17 protein-coding genes are annotated in these 17,149 nt (G+C 66.9%); 13 read left to right on the forward strand and 4 right to left on the reverse strand.

All coding sequences use genetic code 11. The features are described 5' to 3' along the window. Window positions 1–204: 204 nt before the first annotated feature. The 7 genes from AC1U2B_RS10965 to AC1U2B_RS10995 all read left to right on the forward strand — a co-directional run bounded on the left by AC1U2B_RS10965 (window position 205) and on the right by AC1U2B_RS10995 (window position 8,521). A complete protein-coding gene (locus AC1U2B_RS10965) occupies window positions 205–450 on the forward strand; it encodes a hypothetical protein (protein ID WP_043987187.1) in 246 nt (81 codons plus the stop codon). Between the two features lie 190 nt (window positions 451–640). Beyond that, window positions 641–886, forward strand: a complete 246-nt coding sequence (locus tag AC1U2B_RS10970; RefSeq protein ID WP_480216818.1) for a hypothetical protein — start codon at window positions 641–643, stop codon at window positions 884–886. A 142-nt stretch (window positions 887–1,028) separates the two neighbouring features. Further along, a complete protein-coding gene (locus tag AC1U2B_RS10975; RefSeq protein WP_043397151.1) occupies window positions 1,029–1,733 on the forward strand; it encodes a response regulator transcription factor in 705 nt (234 codons plus the stop codon). Then, the gene (locus tag AC1U2B_RS10980) at window positions 1,711–3,318 is read left to right on the forward strand and encodes a sensor histidine kinase (RefSeq protein ID WP_480216819.1); all 1,608 of its coding nucleotides are present in this window, start codon (window positions 1,711–1,713) and stop codon (window positions 3,316–3,318) included. The genes AC1U2B_RS10975 and AC1U2B_RS10980 overlap by 23 nt, the downstream gene beginning before the upstream one ends. A gap of 14 nt (window positions 3,319–3,332) precedes the next feature. Continuing rightward, on the forward strand, window positions 3,333–5,228 hold the full coding sequence (locus tag AC1U2B_RS10985) for a glycosyltransferase family 39 protein (RefSeq protein ID WP_480216867.1): 1,896 nt from the start codon (window positions 3,333–3,335) through the stop codon (window positions 5,226–5,228). A 56-nt stretch (window positions 5,229–5,284) separates the two neighbouring features. Continuing rightward, complete coding sequence (locus AC1U2B_RS10990) at window positions 5,285–6,541, forward strand: bifunctional glycosyltransferase family 2/GtrA family protein (protein ID WP_480216820.1); 1,257 nt, start codon at window positions 5,285–5,287, stop codon at window positions 6,539–6,541. A gap of 60 nt (window positions 6,542–6,601) precedes the next feature. Beyond that, the gene (locus AC1U2B_RS10995) at window positions 6,602–8,521 is read left to right on the forward strand and encodes an ArnT family glycosyltransferase (RefSeq protein ID WP_480216821.1); all 1,920 of its coding nucleotides are present in this window, start codon (window positions 6,602–6,604) and stop codon (window positions 8,519–8,521) included. A gap of 91 nt (window positions 8,522–8,612) precedes the next feature. Here the strand turns inward: AC1U2B_RS10995 and AC1U2B_RS11000 are convergent, their stop codons facing one another. Beyond that, on the reverse strand, window positions 8,613–9,026 hold the full coding sequence (locus AC1U2B_RS11000) for a PaaI family thioesterase (protein WP_480216822.1): 414 nt from the start codon (window positions 9,024–9,026) through the stop codon (window positions 8,613–8,615). A gap of 183 nt (window positions 9,027–9,209) precedes the next feature. Between AC1U2B_RS11000 and cysD the strand changes: the two genes are divergently transcribed. From cysD to AC1U2B_RS11015, 3 genes are read left to right on the forward strand one after another with little or no spacing between them, the layout of a single operon-like run. Further along, the gene (gene cysD, locus AC1U2B_RS11005) at window positions 9,210–10,157 is read left to right on the forward strand and encodes a sulfate adenylyltransferase subunit CysD (protein ID WP_480216823.1); all 948 of its coding nucleotides are present in this window, start codon (window positions 9,210–9,212) and stop codon (window positions 10,155–10,157) included. Window position 10,158: 1 nt separating this feature from the next. Beyond that, on the forward strand, window positions 10,159–12,003 hold the full coding sequence (gene cysN, locus AC1U2B_RS11010; protein WP_480216824.1) for a sulfate adenylyltransferase subunit CysN: 1,845 nt from the start codon (window positions 10,159–10,161) through the stop codon (window positions 12,001–12,003). Next, the gene (locus tag AC1U2B_RS11015) at window positions 12,003–12,749 is read left to right on the forward strand and encodes a 3'(2'),5'-bisphosphate nucleotidase CysQ (RefSeq protein WP_480216825.1); all 747 of its coding nucleotides are present in this window, start codon (window positions 12,003–12,005) and stop codon (window positions 12,747–12,749) included. Before cysN ends, AC1U2B_RS11015 begins: the two co-directional genes overlap by 1 nt. A gap of 435 nt (window positions 12,750–13,184) precedes the next feature. Here AC1U2B_RS11015 and AC1U2B_RS11020 read toward each other — a convergent pair whose 3' ends face one another. Continuing rightward, window positions 13,185–14,339 carry a hypothetical protein gene (locus tag AC1U2B_RS11020; protein WP_480216826.1) on the reverse strand — a complete coding sequence of 385 codons (1,155 nt, stop codon included), beginning with the start codon at window positions 14,337–14,339 and terminating at the stop codon, window positions 13,185–13,187. After that, entirely contained in the window at window positions 14,332–15,258 is a 927-nt protein-coding gene (locus tag AC1U2B_RS11025; protein WP_480216827.1) for a metal-dependent hydrolase, read from the reverse strand. The genes AC1U2B_RS11020 and AC1U2B_RS11025 overlap by 8 nt, the downstream gene beginning before the upstream one ends. Before the next feature lie 109 nt (window positions 15,259–15,367). Between AC1U2B_RS11025 and AC1U2B_RS11030 the strand changes: the two genes are divergently transcribed. Both AC1U2B_RS11030 and AC1U2B_RS11035 read left to right on the forward strand, forming a co-directional pair. Continuing rightward, the gene (locus AC1U2B_RS11030; protein WP_480216828.1) at window positions 15,368–15,976 is read left to right on the forward strand and encodes a TetR/AcrR family transcriptional regulator; all 609 of its coding nucleotides are present in this window, start codon (window positions 15,368–15,370) and stop codon (window positions 15,974–15,976) included. 45 nt (window positions 15,977–16,021) lie between these two features. Then, window positions 16,022–16,291, forward strand: a complete 270-nt coding sequence (locus AC1U2B_RS11035) for a hypothetical protein (protein ID WP_082068031.1) — start codon at window positions 16,022–16,024, stop codon at window positions 16,289–16,291. 25 nt (window positions 16,292–16,316) lie between these two features. Here the strand turns inward: AC1U2B_RS11035 and AC1U2B_RS11040 are convergent, their stop codons facing one another. Beyond that, window positions 16,317–16,526 (reverse strand): hypothetical protein, encoded by a 210-nt coding sequence (locus AC1U2B_RS11040; RefSeq protein WP_480216829.1) that lies wholly within the window; start codon window positions 16,524–16,526, stop codon window positions 16,317–16,319. Between the two features lie 4 nt (window positions 16,527–16,530). Here AC1U2B_RS11040 and AC1U2B_RS11045 point away from each other — a divergent pair, with 4 nt between their 5' ends. Then, window positions 16,531–17,127, forward strand: a complete 597-nt coding sequence (locus tag AC1U2B_RS11045) for an isochorismatase family protein (protein WP_480216830.1) — start codon at window positions 16,531–16,533, stop codon at window positions 17,125–17,127. Window positions 17,128–17,149 lie beyond the last annotated feature (22 nt).

Raw genomic sequence — 17,149 nt, forward strand, 5'->3', positions numbered from 1 at the left:
CTGGACAGGTTAAGAGATCCCGGCGCACTAGCGCGGGATTGGCGCCCGATGGCCGCGGCCGCCCTGTTCCTGAGCCGGTGACCCGACCAGTTCTGATTCGGTGGAATACCTGACGGTCGGGGCGACTTGAAAATATATGGCCGGCTGCGTGCCCCAACGGTGTGGCGAAATCGTGGCAGATCGCGTCTAGGTGGGAGACCCGCGATGAGTCAAACCAAGAATTCTGAAGCAAACAACAAGTGGGCCATCGGCGTTATCGCCGGGAGCATGATCTTCGGTGTCACGACTCTTGTGTTTGTTGGAGCGCAGGCACAGTCCCTGCAATCGACATCGGCCAACGGCACCTCAGTCAGTTCCGTTGTCAGCGCCACGACGGTTGGACCGATCATCAGCGCCGCGCCGGCGATCACCGGGCCCGCTCCGCTGTACCCGGGGCAGGACCCGGGCTGATGAAGTCTGGGCCGTGGCGGAGATGCCTCCGCCGCGGCCCAGACTCGAATCACCGGGCTATGAAGGGCGAACTGCCAGAAGCGATTCAGTGCGTTGCCAGATTGGCGCGCTTGACTTGAGGCATATGACCGGCCGCGCGTCCCGACGACGCGGCGCAGCGCAGTGGTCCCAAGTACACGGGAGGCAAGCCATGAGTCGAACAGAGACTTCCGGCATCAGCATGAAGTGGGCAATCGCCATCATCGGTGGTAGCGCAGTGATGGGTGCGGCGGCGGTATGTGCCGGCATGGTGGCCGGGCCATCGGAGACGATGAATGCCAACACCACGCTGATTTCCACCACCACGACCGCACCGGTCACCTTCGCGGCACCCTCGATCACGGGTAAGGCGCCGCTGTTCGTCGGACAGTCGCCCGACACCAACCCCCAGGGCTAGCGGCTGATCTCGCGTTTCGGCGGATCGAGATTCACAGCTCGCACATAGAGTTGTCACAGTACTGGCCCACACCGGCGCGAATAATGGAGCTGTGACAGGTCCCAGCAGCACCGCCCGTGACAGTGAAGCCCAACGCGTCGTCATGCACCGCGCCGACGGCAAACCGATCAACGTCCTCGTGGTCGACGACGAACCCGTCCTGGCCGAGCTCGTCTCCATGGCGTTGCGCTACGAAGGCTGGGATATCGCCACAGCCGGCGACGGTGCCACCGCGATTTCGCTGGCCAAGGACAACCCGCCCGACGTGGTCGTGCTGGACGTCATGCTGCCCGACATGAGCGGGCTCGACGTACTCCGCAAGCTCCGCGAACAGATTCCCGGACTGCCCCTGCTGCTGCTGACCGCGAAGGACTCGGTCGAGGACCGTATCGCCGGCCTGACCGCAGGTGGCGACGACTACGTCACCAAACCGTTCAGCATCGAGGAAGTGGTGCTGCGGCTGCGCGCGCTGCTGCGGCGCACCGGGGTGGCCAACGAGGCCGGTGGCGCGCAGATCGTCGTCGGCGATCTGGTGCTCGACGAGGACAGTCACGAGGTGACGCGCGCCGGTGAGCAGATCACCTTGACCGCCACCGAGTTCGAGCTGCTCCGGTACATGATGCGGAACTCCAAGCGGGTGCTGAGCAAGGCACAGATCCTCGACCGGGTGTGGAGCTACGACTTCGGCGGCCGCTCCAACATCGTTGAGCTGTATGTGTCCTACCTGCGCAAGAAGATCGACAGCGGACGCGACCCCATGATCCACACCCTGCGTGGCGCCGGATATGTCCTCCGACCTGCCCGCTGAGGCGGCCGGCACGCGGATCTGGCAGCCGCGGACCTGGTCGCTGCGGGTCCGTCTGCTGGTCACCCAGGTGCTGCTGCTGGCACTGGTCATCATCGGGGTCGGCGCGGCGACCGAATTTGCGCTGCAACGCTTTCTGCTGCACCAGTTGGACGACCAGGTACTGGAGGCCGGTCGGCGCTCTGCCGCCATCTTCGAACTGCCGCCACCGCCGATGGCCCCGCCATTGACCGGCGGCGTGCCGCGGCCGTCCATGGACCCGCATTTCCGGATGCGGTTCGACCCTGAGGCCGGCCCCGGCCCGGGCTTCCTCAACGCGCCAGGGCAGGCCGTCGGTACCGTCGGGGCGGTGGTGTTCCGCGGGCAGGTCGACGCCGGCGTCATCACCTCCGAGGGCAGTCGCAACTCGGTAAGCACCACGGCCACAGCGCAATTGGCGCAGATACGGCCGGATCGCAAGGTTCGGACCATGGACATCGACGGGCTGGGCAGCTACCGCGTCATCGGTCTGCATCCCCGGCACGGCGGTCCGCAGACCATCGTGACCGGCCTGCCCACCCGACATGTCGACAACACCCTGCTGTGGGTGCTCGGGATGTTCTGCGCGGTGGGGGCGTTGGCGCTGATCGGGGCGACAGTGGTCGGGGTGTGGATCATCCGGCGCCAACTCGCCCCGCTGTCAAGGGTTTCCGCCGCCGCGCGCGATGTGGCCGACCGCGAACTGGACCGGGGCGAGGTGCAGTTGCCGGCGGAGATCGTGCACGTCGACCCGGTCGCCGCGCACACCGAGGTCGGCCAGTTGGGTTCGGCGCTGAACCGCATGCTGGACCGGGTCGCCGGCGCGCTCGCGGCCCGTCATGCCAGTGAGACGCGGGTACGCCAGTTCGTGGCCGACGCCAGTCACGAGCTCCGCACCCCGCTCGCCGCGATCCGCGGCTATACCGAACTGGCGCAACGCAAGAGCGACCAGCTACCAGAAGACGTCGCCCACGCGATGAACCGCGTCGAATCCGAGACGGCGCGCATGACCCGGCTCGTCGAGGACATGCTGCTGCTGGCCCGGCTCGACGCCGGCCGGCCGCTGGAGATGGAGACCGTCGACCTGTCCCAACTGGTCGTCGACGCCGTCAGCGACGCCCACGTCGCCGGTCCCGATCACGACTGGTCGCTGGACCTGCCCGACGAACCCGTCACCATCGAGGGTGACCCGGCGCGGCTGCACCAGGTGCTGGTGAACCTGCTGGCGAATGCGCGCACGCACACGCCGGCGGGCACGTCGGTGACGATCGCCCTGTCCGCTGATTCGGACGCCACGGTGATCAGCATCGCCGACGATGGCCCGGGCATTCCAAAAACCTTGCAGCCCGAGGTGTTCGAGCGGTTCGCGCGCGGTGACTCGTCGCGGTCCCGCCAGGCCGGCAGCACCGGGCTGGGCCTGGCGATCGTCGCCGCGGTGGTCAAGGCGCACAGCGGCACCATCAGCGTCGACAGCCGACCCGGAGCGACGGTGTTCACGGTGCGCCTGCCCGCGGGCCCGGCAGGTTCGGCCTCACAGCCACCGCATAGCGTCGCCTCGACATCCGCCTAACCAGCGCACTCACAATCAGACTGGTGACTCCTGTACTACGCCGCCCGCTGGGCGAGCGACTCCAGCTCGGACTGCTGCTGGCGGGTACCGCTGTGCTGTACCTGTGGAACCTGTCGGTGAGTGGTTGGGCCAACAGTTTCTATTCAGCCGCGGCACAGGCCGGAGCCAGCGACTGGACCGCAATGTTGTTCGGCGCCAGCGACTCCGGCAATGCCATCACCGTCGACAAGACCCCGGGTGCGCTGTGGGTGATGGACCTCTCGGTGCGGCTGTTCGGGCTCAGCTCCTGGAGCATCCTGGTGCCGCAGACCGTGATGGGAGTGGCCGCGGTCGCGGTGCTGTATTCCGCCGTGCGCCGCGCCGCAGGTCCTGCCGCCGCCTTGATCGCCGGTGCGGTGTTCGCGCTGACGCCGGTGGCCACCTTGATGTTCCGGTTCAACAACCCCGACGCACTCTTGGTGCTGCTTCTCGTGATCGGTGCGTACTGCGTGCAACGCGCCTGCGAAAAGGACGCGGGCCGTTGGTGGTTGATCGCCGCGGGGGTGGCCGCCGGGTTCGCGTTCCTGGCCAAGATGCTGCAGGCGTTCCTGGTGCTGCCGGCCTTCGCGGCTGCGTACTTGGTGGCCGGGCCGCTGTCGGTACGTACCCGGCTGTGGCGCCTGCTCGGCGCCGCCGTGGCGATGATCGTCTCCGGTGGGTGGTACCTGCTGCTGGTCGAATTGTGGCCCGCGTCGTCGCGTCCATATGTCGGTGGATCGCAACATGATTCGATCATCGAACTGGCGCTCGGGTACAACGGCGTCGGCCGGCTCAGCGGAAATGAGCCCGGCGGACTGGGCAACCCGAACTTCGACGTCGGGTGGGACCGGCTGGTGGGTGCGAGCATGGGCAGCTACGCGGGCTGGCTCCTGCCTGCGGCGCTGATCTGTCTGGTCGCCGGACTGGTGCTCACCCGGCGGGCGCCGCGAACCGATCCGACCCGGGCCGCCCTGATCCTGTGGGGCGGGTGGCTGGTGTTCACCGCCGCGGTGTTCAGCTTCGCCAACGGCATCGTGCATCAGTACTACACCGTCGCGCTGGCTCCGGCCATCGGTGCGTGCGTCGGTATCGGGTCGATCCTGTTGTGGCGCAATCGCACTGCGTGGCCGGCCCGACTGACCATGGCGAGCACCGTGGTGGCCACGGCGGCGCTGGCCGCGATTCTGCTGGGCCGCGGTGAGGTGACCTGGTTGCGGACGTCGGTACTGATCGTGGGCGCGGTCGCCGCACTGCTGCTGCTCGCGCCGCCACGATTCGGACCCGCGCGCCTGGTGGCGGCCACGGCGGTCCTGGTTTGCCTGGCCGCCCCAACCGCATATTCGATTGCCACCGCGAAGGTTTCGCATACCGGGGCGATGCCGTCCGTGAGTGGTCCCGGCGGGCACAGCGCCGGCTGGGGGCCACGGCCCGGACACGGCAAGGCCTCGGCCGGTGGATCGGGCCGTGCGATGGGCGCACCACCGCAAGGGTTTCGGCCGGGCGGTGGGCTCCTCGATTCGCCGGTCCCAGGGGCCGCCTTGACCACGTTGTTGGGCAACGATGCCGCGCACTACCGCTGGGCGGCCGCCGTCGTCGGCTCCAACAACGCCGCCGGCTATCAGCTGGCGGCCCGTGTCCCGGTGATGGCGATCGGTGGCTTCAACGGCACCGATCCGGCGCCCACGCTCGCGCAGTTCCAGCAGTACGTCGCGGCCGGTCAGGTCCACTACTTCGTCGAGGGCGACGTCAAGATGGGCTGGGGACCGCATGGCCAGGACGACAGCAAGCAGGAATCTCAGCAGATCGCCACGTGGGTCAGCGAGCACTTCACCGCCACCACGGTCGACAACACCGTTGTCTACGACCTGACCCGCCCGGCTCGAAACACATAGCTTCCGCATAGCTTCACCCAATGGCGGCCTAAAGCTGTGGCCGAAAAATCAGTGTCATGACAAACCTGCTCGAGAGCGACACGGAACGCCGCTTTACCACCCGCCAGAATGCCGCGGTTGTTGCTCAGGCCGCCGGCGTGCCGGTGCTGGACGTCGTGGTCCCCGTCTACAACGAGCAGGTCGCACTGCCCGGCTCGATCCGCCGGCTGCACCGCCACCTGGAAGAGCACTTCCCGTACCCGGTGCAGATCACCATCGCCGACAACGCGAGCATCGACGACACCCCACGGGTCGCAGCCGAGCTCGCCGCGGAACTGGACAACGTCCGCGTCGTGCGACTGGAGCTCAAGGGCCGCGGCCGGGCGCTGCACGAGGTGTGGTCGCACTCGCCGTCTCCCGTGCTGGTCTACATGGACGTCGATCTCTCCACCGACCTGGCCGCCCTCGGCCCGCTGGTGGCCCCGCTGATCTCGGGCCACTCCGACCTGGCGATCGGCACCCGGCTGGCCCGGTCCTCCCGAGTCGTGCGGGGACCGAAGCGGGAGTTCATCTCGCGCTGCTACAACCTGATCCTGCGTGGGGCGCTGTCGGCGAAGTTCTCCGACGCCCAGTGCGGCTTCAAGGCCATCCGGGCCGACGTGGCCCACGCGCTGCTGCCGCTGGTCGAAGACACCGGCTGGTTCTTCGACACCGAGCTGCTGGTGCTCGCCGAGCGCACGGGCCTGCGTATCCACGAGGTCCCGGTCGACTGGGTCGACGATCCAGACAGCCGGGTGGACATCATCGCCACCGCCGCCGCGGACCTCAAAGGCGTCGGCCGGCTGCTGCGCGGTTTCGCCAACGGCAGCATCCCGGTGAATACCATTGCCGCTCAGCTGGGTTCGTCGACCAAAGCAGCCGCGCCCGGCTCGCTGCTGCGCCAAGTTGTCCGGTTCGGGACCATCGGCGTCGCGTCGACCCTGGCCTACCTGCTGCTGTTCATGATGATGCACGCCGCGCTCGGCGCGCAGACGGCCAACCTGGTCGCCCTGCTGCTCACCGCGATCGTCAACACCGCCGCCAACCGGCGCTTCACTTTCGGCGTCACGGGCGGGGGAGCAGCGAGTGCGACCCGGCATCAGTTCGAAGGATTGATCGTCTTCGGTATCGCCCTCGGGATCACCAGTGGCGCGCTGGCGGGCCTGCACGTGTTCGCGCCGCACGCCCACCATCTCCTCGAATTGAGTGTGCTGGTGGCCGCCAACCTGGTTGCGACCGCGGTGCGGTTCGTGCTGCTGCGCGGTTGGGTGTTCCACCCACGGCGTTCAACTTAGGGTGTTCCACCCAGTGCACGAATTGACCTGCGTACCAACTGTTTCAGAGGAGACCCACTCGTGATCGCCACTGCACCCACCGTCGCTCAGCTGCCGAAGGCCCGCCGCGGCCCGGCAATCTGGGCCCGCCCGGTCTGGGAACGGTCCGCGCTGCTGACCCTGCTGGCCGGGACGGCGGTGCTGTACCTGTGGGCGCTCGGCTCGTCGGGCTGGGCCAACTCCTACTACGCCGCCGCGGCGCAGGCCGGTACCCAGAACTGGGAAGCGCTGCTGTTCGGCTCGTTCGACGCGGGCAACGCCATCACGGTCGACAAACCGCCGGCCGCCTTGTGGCTGATGGGCCTGTCGGGCCGGCTGTTCGGATTCAGCGCGTTCACCATGCTGCTGCCGCAGGCACTGATGGGTGTGGCCGCCGTCGGGATGCTCTACGCGACCGTCCGCCGCACCAGCGGCGCGGCCGCGGGACTGCTGGCCGGCCTGGTCCTGGCGGTGACTCCTGTTGCGGCCCTGATGTTCCGGTTCAACAACCCCGACGCACTGCTCGTACTGCTACTGATTACCGCGGCCTACTGCACCGTGCGGGCCATCCAGTCCACCGACTTCACCGTCTCCGCCCGGTGGATGGCGCTGACCGGCGCGGTCGTCGGCTTCGCCTTCCTGACCAAGATGCTGCAGGCCTTCCTGCCGGTGCCGGGGCTCGCGCTCGCGTTCCTGGTCGCCGCGCCCTTCAGCGTGGGACGCCGGATCGGCGCGCTGCTGATATCCGGTGTGGCCCTGGTGATCTCGGCCGGCTGGTACATCGCGTTGGTCAGCCTGTGGCCCGCCGACGCCCGCCCGTACATCGCCGGGTCCTCCGACAACAGCCTGTTGCAACTGGCGTTGGGTTACAACGGTATCGAGCGGATCACCGGCGGCGACCGTCCCAGCGGCGGGCCCGGCGGGGGCATGCGCGACAACCTGTTCTTCGGCGGGCACGCCGGCATCACCCGACTGTTCGGTCCGTCGATGGGCGTCGAGGTGTCGTGGTTGCTGCCTGTGGCGTTGATCGGTCTGGTGCTGCTGCTGTGGACGAGTCTCCGCGCTCTGCGCGCAGGCGGTCCTGGTGCAGCGCGTCCTAACCTTCTTCGCGCCGGTGTATTGCTCTGGGGCGGTTGGCTTCTGGTGACCGGCACGGTGTTCAGCTTCATGGACGGCACGGTGCACCCGTACTACAACGTCGCGCTCGCGCCCGCGGTCGCCGCGCTGGCCGGTATGACGGTCACGCATCTGTGGCAGCGCCGAGGCAAATTGTCGGCACGCCTGCTCCTCGCGTTGCTCCTGGTCGGCTCCGCTGGGTGGGCGTTCGCGCTGCTGTCGCGTACCCCGGACTGGATGCCCGCCCTGCGCTGGGGCATCGCGGTGGTGGCCGTCCTGGCGGCCGTGGCCATCGTGGCGGTCGGAGCGCGCCCCGGACGTCTCACGGCGGTCATCGCCGGCATCGCGATTGCCGCAAGTCTGGCCGGCTCGGCGTCGTTCACGCTGTACAACGTGGCGCAAGCCCACAGCAGCGGGCCCGGCTCGATGTCCGGTCCGCCGCGGCCCGGCGGCGATGCCTGGCCGGGCGGCGGTCCTGGCGGCCCCGAGCGTGACGGCCCCAATGCCGAACTCGAGAACCTGATCCGTGGTGCTGACAACCGCTGGGCGGCCGCCACGGTCGGGTCCTTCCAGGCCGGCGACCTGGAATTGAGCACCGGCAAGTCGTTGATGGCGATCGGCGGATTCTCCGGCGGCGACAATGCGCCGACCTTGGCGCAGTTCCGCCAATACGTCGAGGACGGCCAGATCCACTACTTCATCGTGGGTGATCACAAGCGCGGACCCGGGCCCGGCGGTGGTCGGGAACGGGGGAGCGCCGCGGAGATCACCGCGTGGGTCACCGGGCATTTCGCCAAGCTCAACGTCGGCGGCGCCACCGTCTACGACCTCGAGGCGCCCCACTGATCTGGATATGCGTCTATGCCTCGGATTGCAGTCACATACTGACTGCAATCCGAGGCATTACGTTTCGTCCGCCTGAATCCGGCGTCCGCGCTCAGCCGATCTTGTAGGTGCCGACGGCCTTGGCCACCGGGTCACCGGACGGCGTCGAGACCTCGACTTCGCAGTGCACCAAGGACTTTCCGCGATGCAGGACGCGGCCGACGGCGATCAGGTCGGTAGACCGGGCCGCTGCCAGGTACTGGACCGACATCGAGATCGTCACGCCGCGCAGCGATTCGGGTGCCTGTTCGGTCGACCATGCCGCAGCCATCACGGTGACATCGGCCAGCGCCGCGATCGCGCCGCCGTGCACCATGTCGGCGAGCGTGGTGTTGGACGGATCCCACGGCATCCGCAACCGCACCTCGGGGGCGTCGAGCTCTTCGGCGACGATGCCCAGCTTGGCGACCAGTGGGGACTGCGGGATGAACTGCGCCATGACCTCGGCGCCGGTACTTGGGCTCATGGCATCGAAGTGTTCGCTCGGCTGCTCGCCGGATCAATTACCTGTCGGGTAGTGATGGTGCTGACGTGTCTGTCGCTGCGGACTGATCTCGGTGGTTACAACCGTTGACACCGTAGGACCGGGCACGTAAATTCTGACCATGGTTCTTAACTTGACCAGTTCTACCAACTTTACGGGGAAATGATGACCGTCACTCCCGACGCCGCCGAGGCGTCCAAGGTGGACCACCGGGCCGCCAAATACGAATTGAGCCATCTGCGATCGCTGGAGGCCGAGGCCATCCACATCATCCGCGAGGTCGCCGCGGAGTTCGAGCGGCCGGTGCTGCTGTTCTCCGGTGGCAAGGACTCGATCGTGATGCTCCACCTGGCCATCAAGGCGTTCGCGCCTGGCCGGCTGCCGTTCCCCGTCATGCACGTCGACACGGGTCATAACTTCGAAGAGGTCATCGCCACCCGCGACGCTTTGGTCGCGAAGCACAGCTTGCGCCTGGTCGTGGCCAGCGTGCAGGAGGACATCGACGCCGGACGCGTCGTCGACAACGGTCCGTCGCGCAACCCGCTGCAGACCGTGTCGCTGCTGCGCGGCATCCGCGAGAACAAGTTCGACGCAGCCTTCGGTGGCGCCCGCCGCGACGAGGAGAAGGCCCGCGCCAAGGAGCGCGTCTTCAGCTTCCGCGACGAGTTCGGTCAGTGGGACCCCAAGAACCAGCGCCCCGAGCTGTGGAACCTGTACAACGGCCGGCACCGCAAGGGCGAGCACATCCGCGTCTTCCCGCTGTCGAACTGGACCGAGTACGACATCTGGGCCTACATCGGCGCCGAGGAGATCGAGCTGCCGAGCATCTACTACGCGCACGAGCGCCAGGTCTTCGAGCGCGACGGCATGCTGCTGGCGGTGCACGAGTTCCTGAAGCCGGGTGAGAACGAACCGGTGATCACCAAGACCGTGCGGTTCCGCACCGTCGGTGACGTCACCTGCACCGGTTGCGTCGAGTCGGAGGCTTCGACTGTCGAAGAAGTCATCGCCGAGACCGCGGTGTCCCGACTGACCGAGCGCGGTGCAACCCGCGCAGACGACCGGATTTCCGAGGCCGGCATGGAAGACCGCAAGCGGGAAGGCTACTTCTGATATGGCAACGTTGCTTCGTATCGCCACTGCCGGTTCGGTGGACGACGGTAAGTCCACGCTGATCGGCCGGCTGCTCTATGACAGCAAAGCCGTCATGGAAGACCAGCTGGCTGCCGTCGAGCGCACCTCCAAGGAACGCGGCCACGGTTACACCGACCTCGCACTGGTCACCGACGGCCTGCGCGCCGAGCGGGAACAGGGCATCACCATCGATGTCGCCTACCGCTACTTCGCCACGGCCAAGCGGAAATTCATCATCGCCGACACCCCGGGGCACATCCAGTACACCCGGAACATGGTCACCGGCACCTCGACGGCGCAGCTGGCCATCGTGCTGGTCGACGCCCGCCACGGCCTGCTGGAGCAGTCCCGCCGGCACGCCTTCCTGGCGTCGCTGCTGGGCATCCAGCACATCGTGCTGGCCGTCAACAAGATGGACCTGATCGATTGGGACCGTGAGCGTTTCGAGACGATCCGCGACGACTTCCACGAGTTCGCCGCCCGCCTCGACATCAAGGACGTCACCACCATCCCGCTGTCGGCGCTGGCCGGCGACAACGTGGTGACCAAGTCGGACAAGACCCCCTGGTACGAGGGACCGGCCCTGCTGGCGCACCTCGAAGAGGTGTACATCGCCGGTGACCGCAACCTGAAGGACGTGCGGTTCCCGGTCCAGTTCGTGATTCGGCCGCAGACCCATGAGCACGCCGACCACCGCAGCTACGCGGGCACCATCGCCAGTGGCGTCATGCGCCCCGGCGACGAAATCGTCGTTCTCCCAGCGGGAAAGACCAGCACCATCACCACGATCGACGGACCCACCGGGCCGGTCGACGAGGCGTTCGCGCCGATGGCGGTGTCGGTCAGCCTGGCCGACGACATCGACATCTCGCGCGGCGACATGATCGCCCGCGTGCACAACCAGCCGCACACCACGCAGGAATTCGACGCCACGGTGTGCTGGATGTCCGATGATGCGACGCTCGAGCCGGGTCGGGACTACATCATCAAGCACACCACCCGCACCACGCGGGCCCGGGTGACTGACCTGGACTACCGGCTGGACGTCAACACCCTGCACCGGGACAAGAGCGCAACGGCGTTGAAGCTCAACGAACTTGGCCGTGTCACGCTGCGCACGCAGCAGCCGCTGCTGCTCGACGAGTACTCGCGCAACGCGGTGACCGGCTCGTTCATCCTGATCGACCCGGACACCAACGGCACCGTCGCCGCGGGCATGGTGCGCGAGACCACGCCGGCCGCCGGCCGTGCCGCCACCCCGAACGCGGTGCGGCACGCCAACCTCGTCACTGCCGAGGACCGGTTGTCCAAGGGCAGCACGGTGTGGTTCACCGGCCTGTCCGGCTCGGGCAAGTCGTCGGTGGCGATGCTGGTGGAGCGCAAGCTGCTCGAATTGGGCCGCCCCGCATACGTTCTCGATGGCGACAACCTGCGCCACGGCCTGAATGCTGACCTGGGCTTCTCTATGGCCGACCGCTCGGAGAACCTGCGCCGCCTGGCCCACATCGCCACGCTGCTCGCCGACTCGGGCCAGATCGTGCTGGTGCCGGCGATCAGCCCGCTCGAAGAGCACCGCGAGCTGGCGCGAAAGGTCCACACCGACCAGGGATTCGAGTTCTTCGAGGTGTTCATGGACACCCCGTTGGCCGACTGCGAGGCCCGGGACCCCAAGGGCCTCTACGCCAAGGCGCGTGCCGGTGAGATCACGCACTTCACCGGTATCGACAGCCCCTACCAGCGGCCGAAGAACCCGGCTCTGGCTCTGGTGCCGGGTGACCTGGATGCCCAGGCGCAGCGCGTCGTCGACCTGCTGGTGGGCCGGTGATGATCGATCACGATGTTGCTGAGCGGCTGGCCACCCGCGCCGGTGATCTGCTGCTGGACGTGCGGGCCGAGTTCGCGAACGCCGATGCTGCCGAGCGGAAAGCCGCGGGGGACAAGCGCTCTCACGAGTTCTTGATGACGGAGCTCGCCCGACTGCGGCCGAACGACGCGGTGCTGTCCGAGGAAGCGACCGAGGAAGAGCGGGCCAACAGCGCCCGCCTGACCTCCGACCGCGTGTGGATCATCGACCCGCTCGACGGCACGCGCGAATTCTCCGAACTGGACCGGGACGACTGGGCCGTGCACGTGGCGCTGTGGGAATCCGGCGAGCTGGTTGCCGGCGCCGTCGCGCTGCCCGCGCAGAACACCACGCTCCACACGCCCGAGGTGGCCGCGCCCCACGCGGTCGACGGGCCGCCGCGCATCGTGGTGTCGCGCACCCGCCCGCCGGCCGTCGCGCTCGCAGTGCGTGACGCGCTCGACGGCGTTCTGGTCGAAATGGGTTCGGCGGGAGCGAAAGTCGCGGCCGTGATCCAGGGCCGGGCCGACATCTACGTCCACGCCGGTGGTCAGTTCGAGTGGGACTCCGCCGCTCCGGTCGCGGTGGCCCGCGCCGCCGGACTGCACACCTCGCGCATCGACGGCTCGCCGTTGGTTTACAACCGCGAGGACCCGAAGCTGCCCGACCTGGTCGTGTGCCGGCCGGAACTGGCCGAGCGGGTACTGGCGATCACTTCGACGCAGTAGCCTCCACGAGATTGACGAAATGGTTGTGGGAACGCTTGTTCCCACAACCATTTCGGCCATCTCGGCCGGCCTTGCGTTGATCCTGCGCCCTGGATCTTCGCTACTCGAACTTTGTGAACATCAGCGCACAGTCAACGCCCACAAGGCTTTTGCTTGTCGAGTGCCCAGCACGAGCGCGTACTGAAGCCTCGACATGAACCCGACTGCAGTACGGACGTTTCAGCCAGTCACGGCTCCTCGACCTCCCAGGCATGCGTAAGCAGAACCGAAAGAGGTGGAAAAGTACGTGAATGCAATCGAAGTGGCGGTCTGCTGATGGTCATTGCAATCAGGGACCCCTGACGGCCCGAAAAAGTACCTGGCCTCAAAAACGAGCGTCGAGAGTGCCTCGTGATTGAAGCTACGGATTTCTCGGGAGAGGACTTTGTCTGACGGCTACGTCGACGCGGCAACCGGCAGCGGCGCATCCGACGGCGTCCGTGCCACGGTGCGCACCGCCACCACGCACGCCACCGCAATACCGAAGCACATCGCGGTATACCACAGGCTGCCGATCGGATCTCCTTGTGCGGTAACGCCATTGACCGCGCCAAAGTAGTCCGGCAGCGCGCTGAGCCAGAGCACTGCCATGATCACCAGGTAGGCGACGCTGTAGCCGACCAACCACGGCGGGCTCACATAGCGTGGTTCGGTCGGGCTGGCGGCGGTGCTGCGCAGTCGGCGCCATTGGGTGACCAGTGCCCAGATTGCCACGGCACAGACAGCCACTAGTTCGGCGGCGTAGGCGATGCCACCGGCGGTGGAGCTCCCCGTCACGCCGCCGATCACGGTCGCGGGCAGCGGCAGGATCGCGGTGCCCAAAGAAGCCAACACCCCGGCCACCACGGTGCGCCAAGCGATCTGGATACCGGTGAAGCGGCGGCCCCGGTCGGCGTGGCGGCCGACGAAGAACTGCACACACAGCGCCAGCGACATCGGCCACAGCGCAGCGAAGACCACCACGCTGGGCAGCGGCACGGAGTCGAACATCGGCTGGTTCATCGGGTTGTGCACCGACCATTCCCACCACCGCAGTTGCGGGCCCAGGTGGTCGAAGATCTCGTAGAACGCGTGGTGGACGAAGCCCACGCACACGGCGCCGACCAGGGTGCCGTAGCGGCGGAAAACCCCTAGGCTGCGGACGATTTCGAACGCGACGGTCGCCATCATCGGGTAGATCGCCACGATGTACAGCGGCAGTCGTCCCCACAGGAAGTCCACCGTGAACACGTTGTGCGCGAACATGGTGTCGACGCGATCGGCGATGCCGAAGGCGGCCGGGAAGTACAGCGGCGGTTCGATGATCAACAGGTAGGCGACCGCGCCGAACCACAATGCGATGTTGGTGGCGTCACCGTGGCGACGGAGCCGGATGATCGCGTACACGAGGGTCAGCACCGCGCCGGCGATGACGGTCAACTCGAGGACCGGCAGGGTCCAGTTCTCCAGCTGCAGGGGATTGCGGACCTCGAGCAGGCCGCCTGCCGTCTGACAGGAAAATCCAAGGCGCCCAGCGAGATCGGCGAACGTCGCGGAACACAGGTCAGACATTGGCGCTCTGCTTTCCAGCGGTGTACCAGTGGGTGACGTCGTAGCCGGCGTCGTAGCGTTCGAACCATTCGGCCGCCAGTGCGGGCAGCTTCTCGTGCTCCGGGTTGTGACCCGGGATCTGGCTGCGCACAATGCCCGACAGTGCCACCAATTGCTCCCGGACCGGGAGATCGTGGAAGGCGCTCGCGAACGGCCCGAAGTCAGGGATGCGGCCCAGCCGCTTCAGAATGGTGTTCTTGCGGCGTTCGAGCGCGAACGCCGACAGTGCGTCGACCTTGCGGACTTCCAGCGGCAGGTGCTTGTTGAACCCGTCGCACGCCAGCCGCACGACGTCCATCACGTGCTTGAAGATCGAGGGCGCCACGCGCATGCGGTACCACGGATCGTCGACGAGGCCGTTGTAGATGATCAGTGCCGAGCTCCGGTGCTCGACCTCTTCGACGAAGTGCCACAGGAACAATGACGCGACCCGGTCGTCGCCCGGCGCGAACAGCGTGTCGTCGTGGTCGAGCATCAGCTTGAACACGGGCGTGAACGTCGCCTCCAGATCGGCGGTGTAGGCCAGCCGATATTTGAGGGGCTTGTTGGCGACGAGATCGTCGAATGCGGCGATCACGTCGTCGAGCGTCTCTTTGAGCTCCGGGTGGGCCTTGATGAGGCCCCGGGCATGTGCGCGGTGGGCCATCGAATGCTGGCCCTCCTGCCGGACGAACGCCTCGGCTTCCTCGGCGATCACCGGGTCGGTCAGCAGCGGCTTGGCCTCGGCCATGGTGCTGACGATCATCTTCTCGAACGCAATTGCCAAGAAGGACACGGCATTTGCCATCGCGGAGAAGGCGGGGTTGGTCTCGTTCCAGAGGAACGGCACGGGGTGGTCCGCGAAAGCGAACCTCATCTTGCGGACCTGGAGATCGGTCACCGGGCACCTCGTTCAGTAATCATACAAAGGATGTCTTGTTTGTATGGTTACAGTGTCGACGCGGATCCGTCAATGCCCGGGACGGCTTGCGACGTGTACCGTCCGGCGAATGGCACGCAAACGTCGCGGTTGGGGTGGGGAGCCGCCCGCCGACGACGAAGAGGCGACGCGGCGCATCGTCGCGGCTGCGGTCGAGCTGCTGTCCACCACGGGCACGGCGATCACCATCGCCGATGTCGCCGAGTCGCTCGGAGTCATCCGGCAGACGGTGTACCGGTACTTCCCGACGGCCGACGAGTTGATGCGGGCTGCCGCGATAGCCTCGGTTGCAGGCTTTCTGGACCAGATCAGCGAGCACGTGCGGGGGATCCACGATCCGGCCGACGCGATGACCGAAGGTGTCCTCTACACACTCGACGCGGTGACCCGCACGCCGCATCTGGGCATCCTGATGTCAGCGCCGTACGTGGGCGCGCACAGCAGCGACCTGGCTTCTGCCGAGGCGCAGGACTTCGGCATGCAGATGATCACCCGATTCGACGTCGACTGGGCCAGTTATGGATACGACGACGTGGCGCTGCGTGATCTGGTCGAATTCACGCTGCGCATCATGCTGTCCTACTTCCTGGCGCCGGCCGGAGACGGACGAACTCCCGAGGAGTTGCGGGCTTTCATCCGGCGTTGGCTGGGCGCCGCGATCCTGGGGCAGCAGGGCTGAGCTAGCGGTGGCGATAACTGCCGGTCAGGGCTAGTTTGGGTTCGTATGAGCACACATCTGTCCACTCGTCGGTTGATGGCCGCGGCCGGAGGCGCCGCCCTTGTTGCGATGGGGGTGCTCACCGCAGGTTGTAGTAGCAACGGCGGGCAATCGCCCTCCACGACGACCACGACCACCACGACCTCTCCCTCGCCGACGGCGACAGAGAAGAGCATCAGCCCCACCGGCGGCAACCTGTTCACGCCAGGGGTCACCGCGCCGGGTGCGCCGAGCGTGGCACCTGGTCTGCATCCGGGTATCAACGGCAACAATTAGTGGTTGAAAGCCGTTTCGGCTGAAGCTATTTCGTCGGCCCGGCGGGGAGGCCAGCCGGTACTGGATCGTTGCCGATGTTCGGGCACGCGACTTTGAGCTGGTGCACGAGTGGCAGCATCGGCTGGTATCCACCCATGTAGGTCTGGTCGGGTAACCCGTCCGGCGGCGCACTCGGATTGCCTCGACTGACCATGTCGAGTTTGTCCGCGAGCGCAGTGTCCACCGGTACGCTCACCAATATGACCCGCCCTACTCTGCGTGAATTGTCCAGTCTCCCTGTCGAACCCGTTAGCCTCGCGGACTCGGCCTTGGTGCTGATCGACTGTCAGAACACCTACACGCACGGGGTGATGGAACTCGAGGGAGTGCAGGCCGCACTCGATGAGACCGCTGCACTGCTCGACCGGGCCCGCGCCGCCGGCATTCCCGTCATTCATATCCAGCACGACGACGGGCCGGGGTCGCTCTACGACATCCGCGCCGATATCGGTGCCATCGTCGATCGGGTGGCTCCGCGCGGCGACGAGCCGGTGATCGTCAAGCAGTACCCGAACTCGTTCGTGCAGACCGAACTAGATGAGCGGCTCAAGGCCCTCGGCGCGTCGAACCTGGTGCTGGCCGGGTTCATGACGCACATGTGTGTGAACTCCACCGCCCGCGGCGCGTTCAGCCTCGGGTACGCACCGACGGTCGTGGCTGCCGCGACGGCGACCCGCACCCTGGCCGGTCCCGACGGTCAGCCGGTGCCGGCTGCGGCGCTGCAAGCGGCGAGCCTCGCCGGGCTGGCCGACCTGGTGGCAGTGGTGGCCCCCAACGCAGCCGCTATTCCGGACTAATCCGACCTGAAATGGCATGATT

Source organism: Mycolicibacterium sp. P4_G11, from assembly GCF_056555145.1.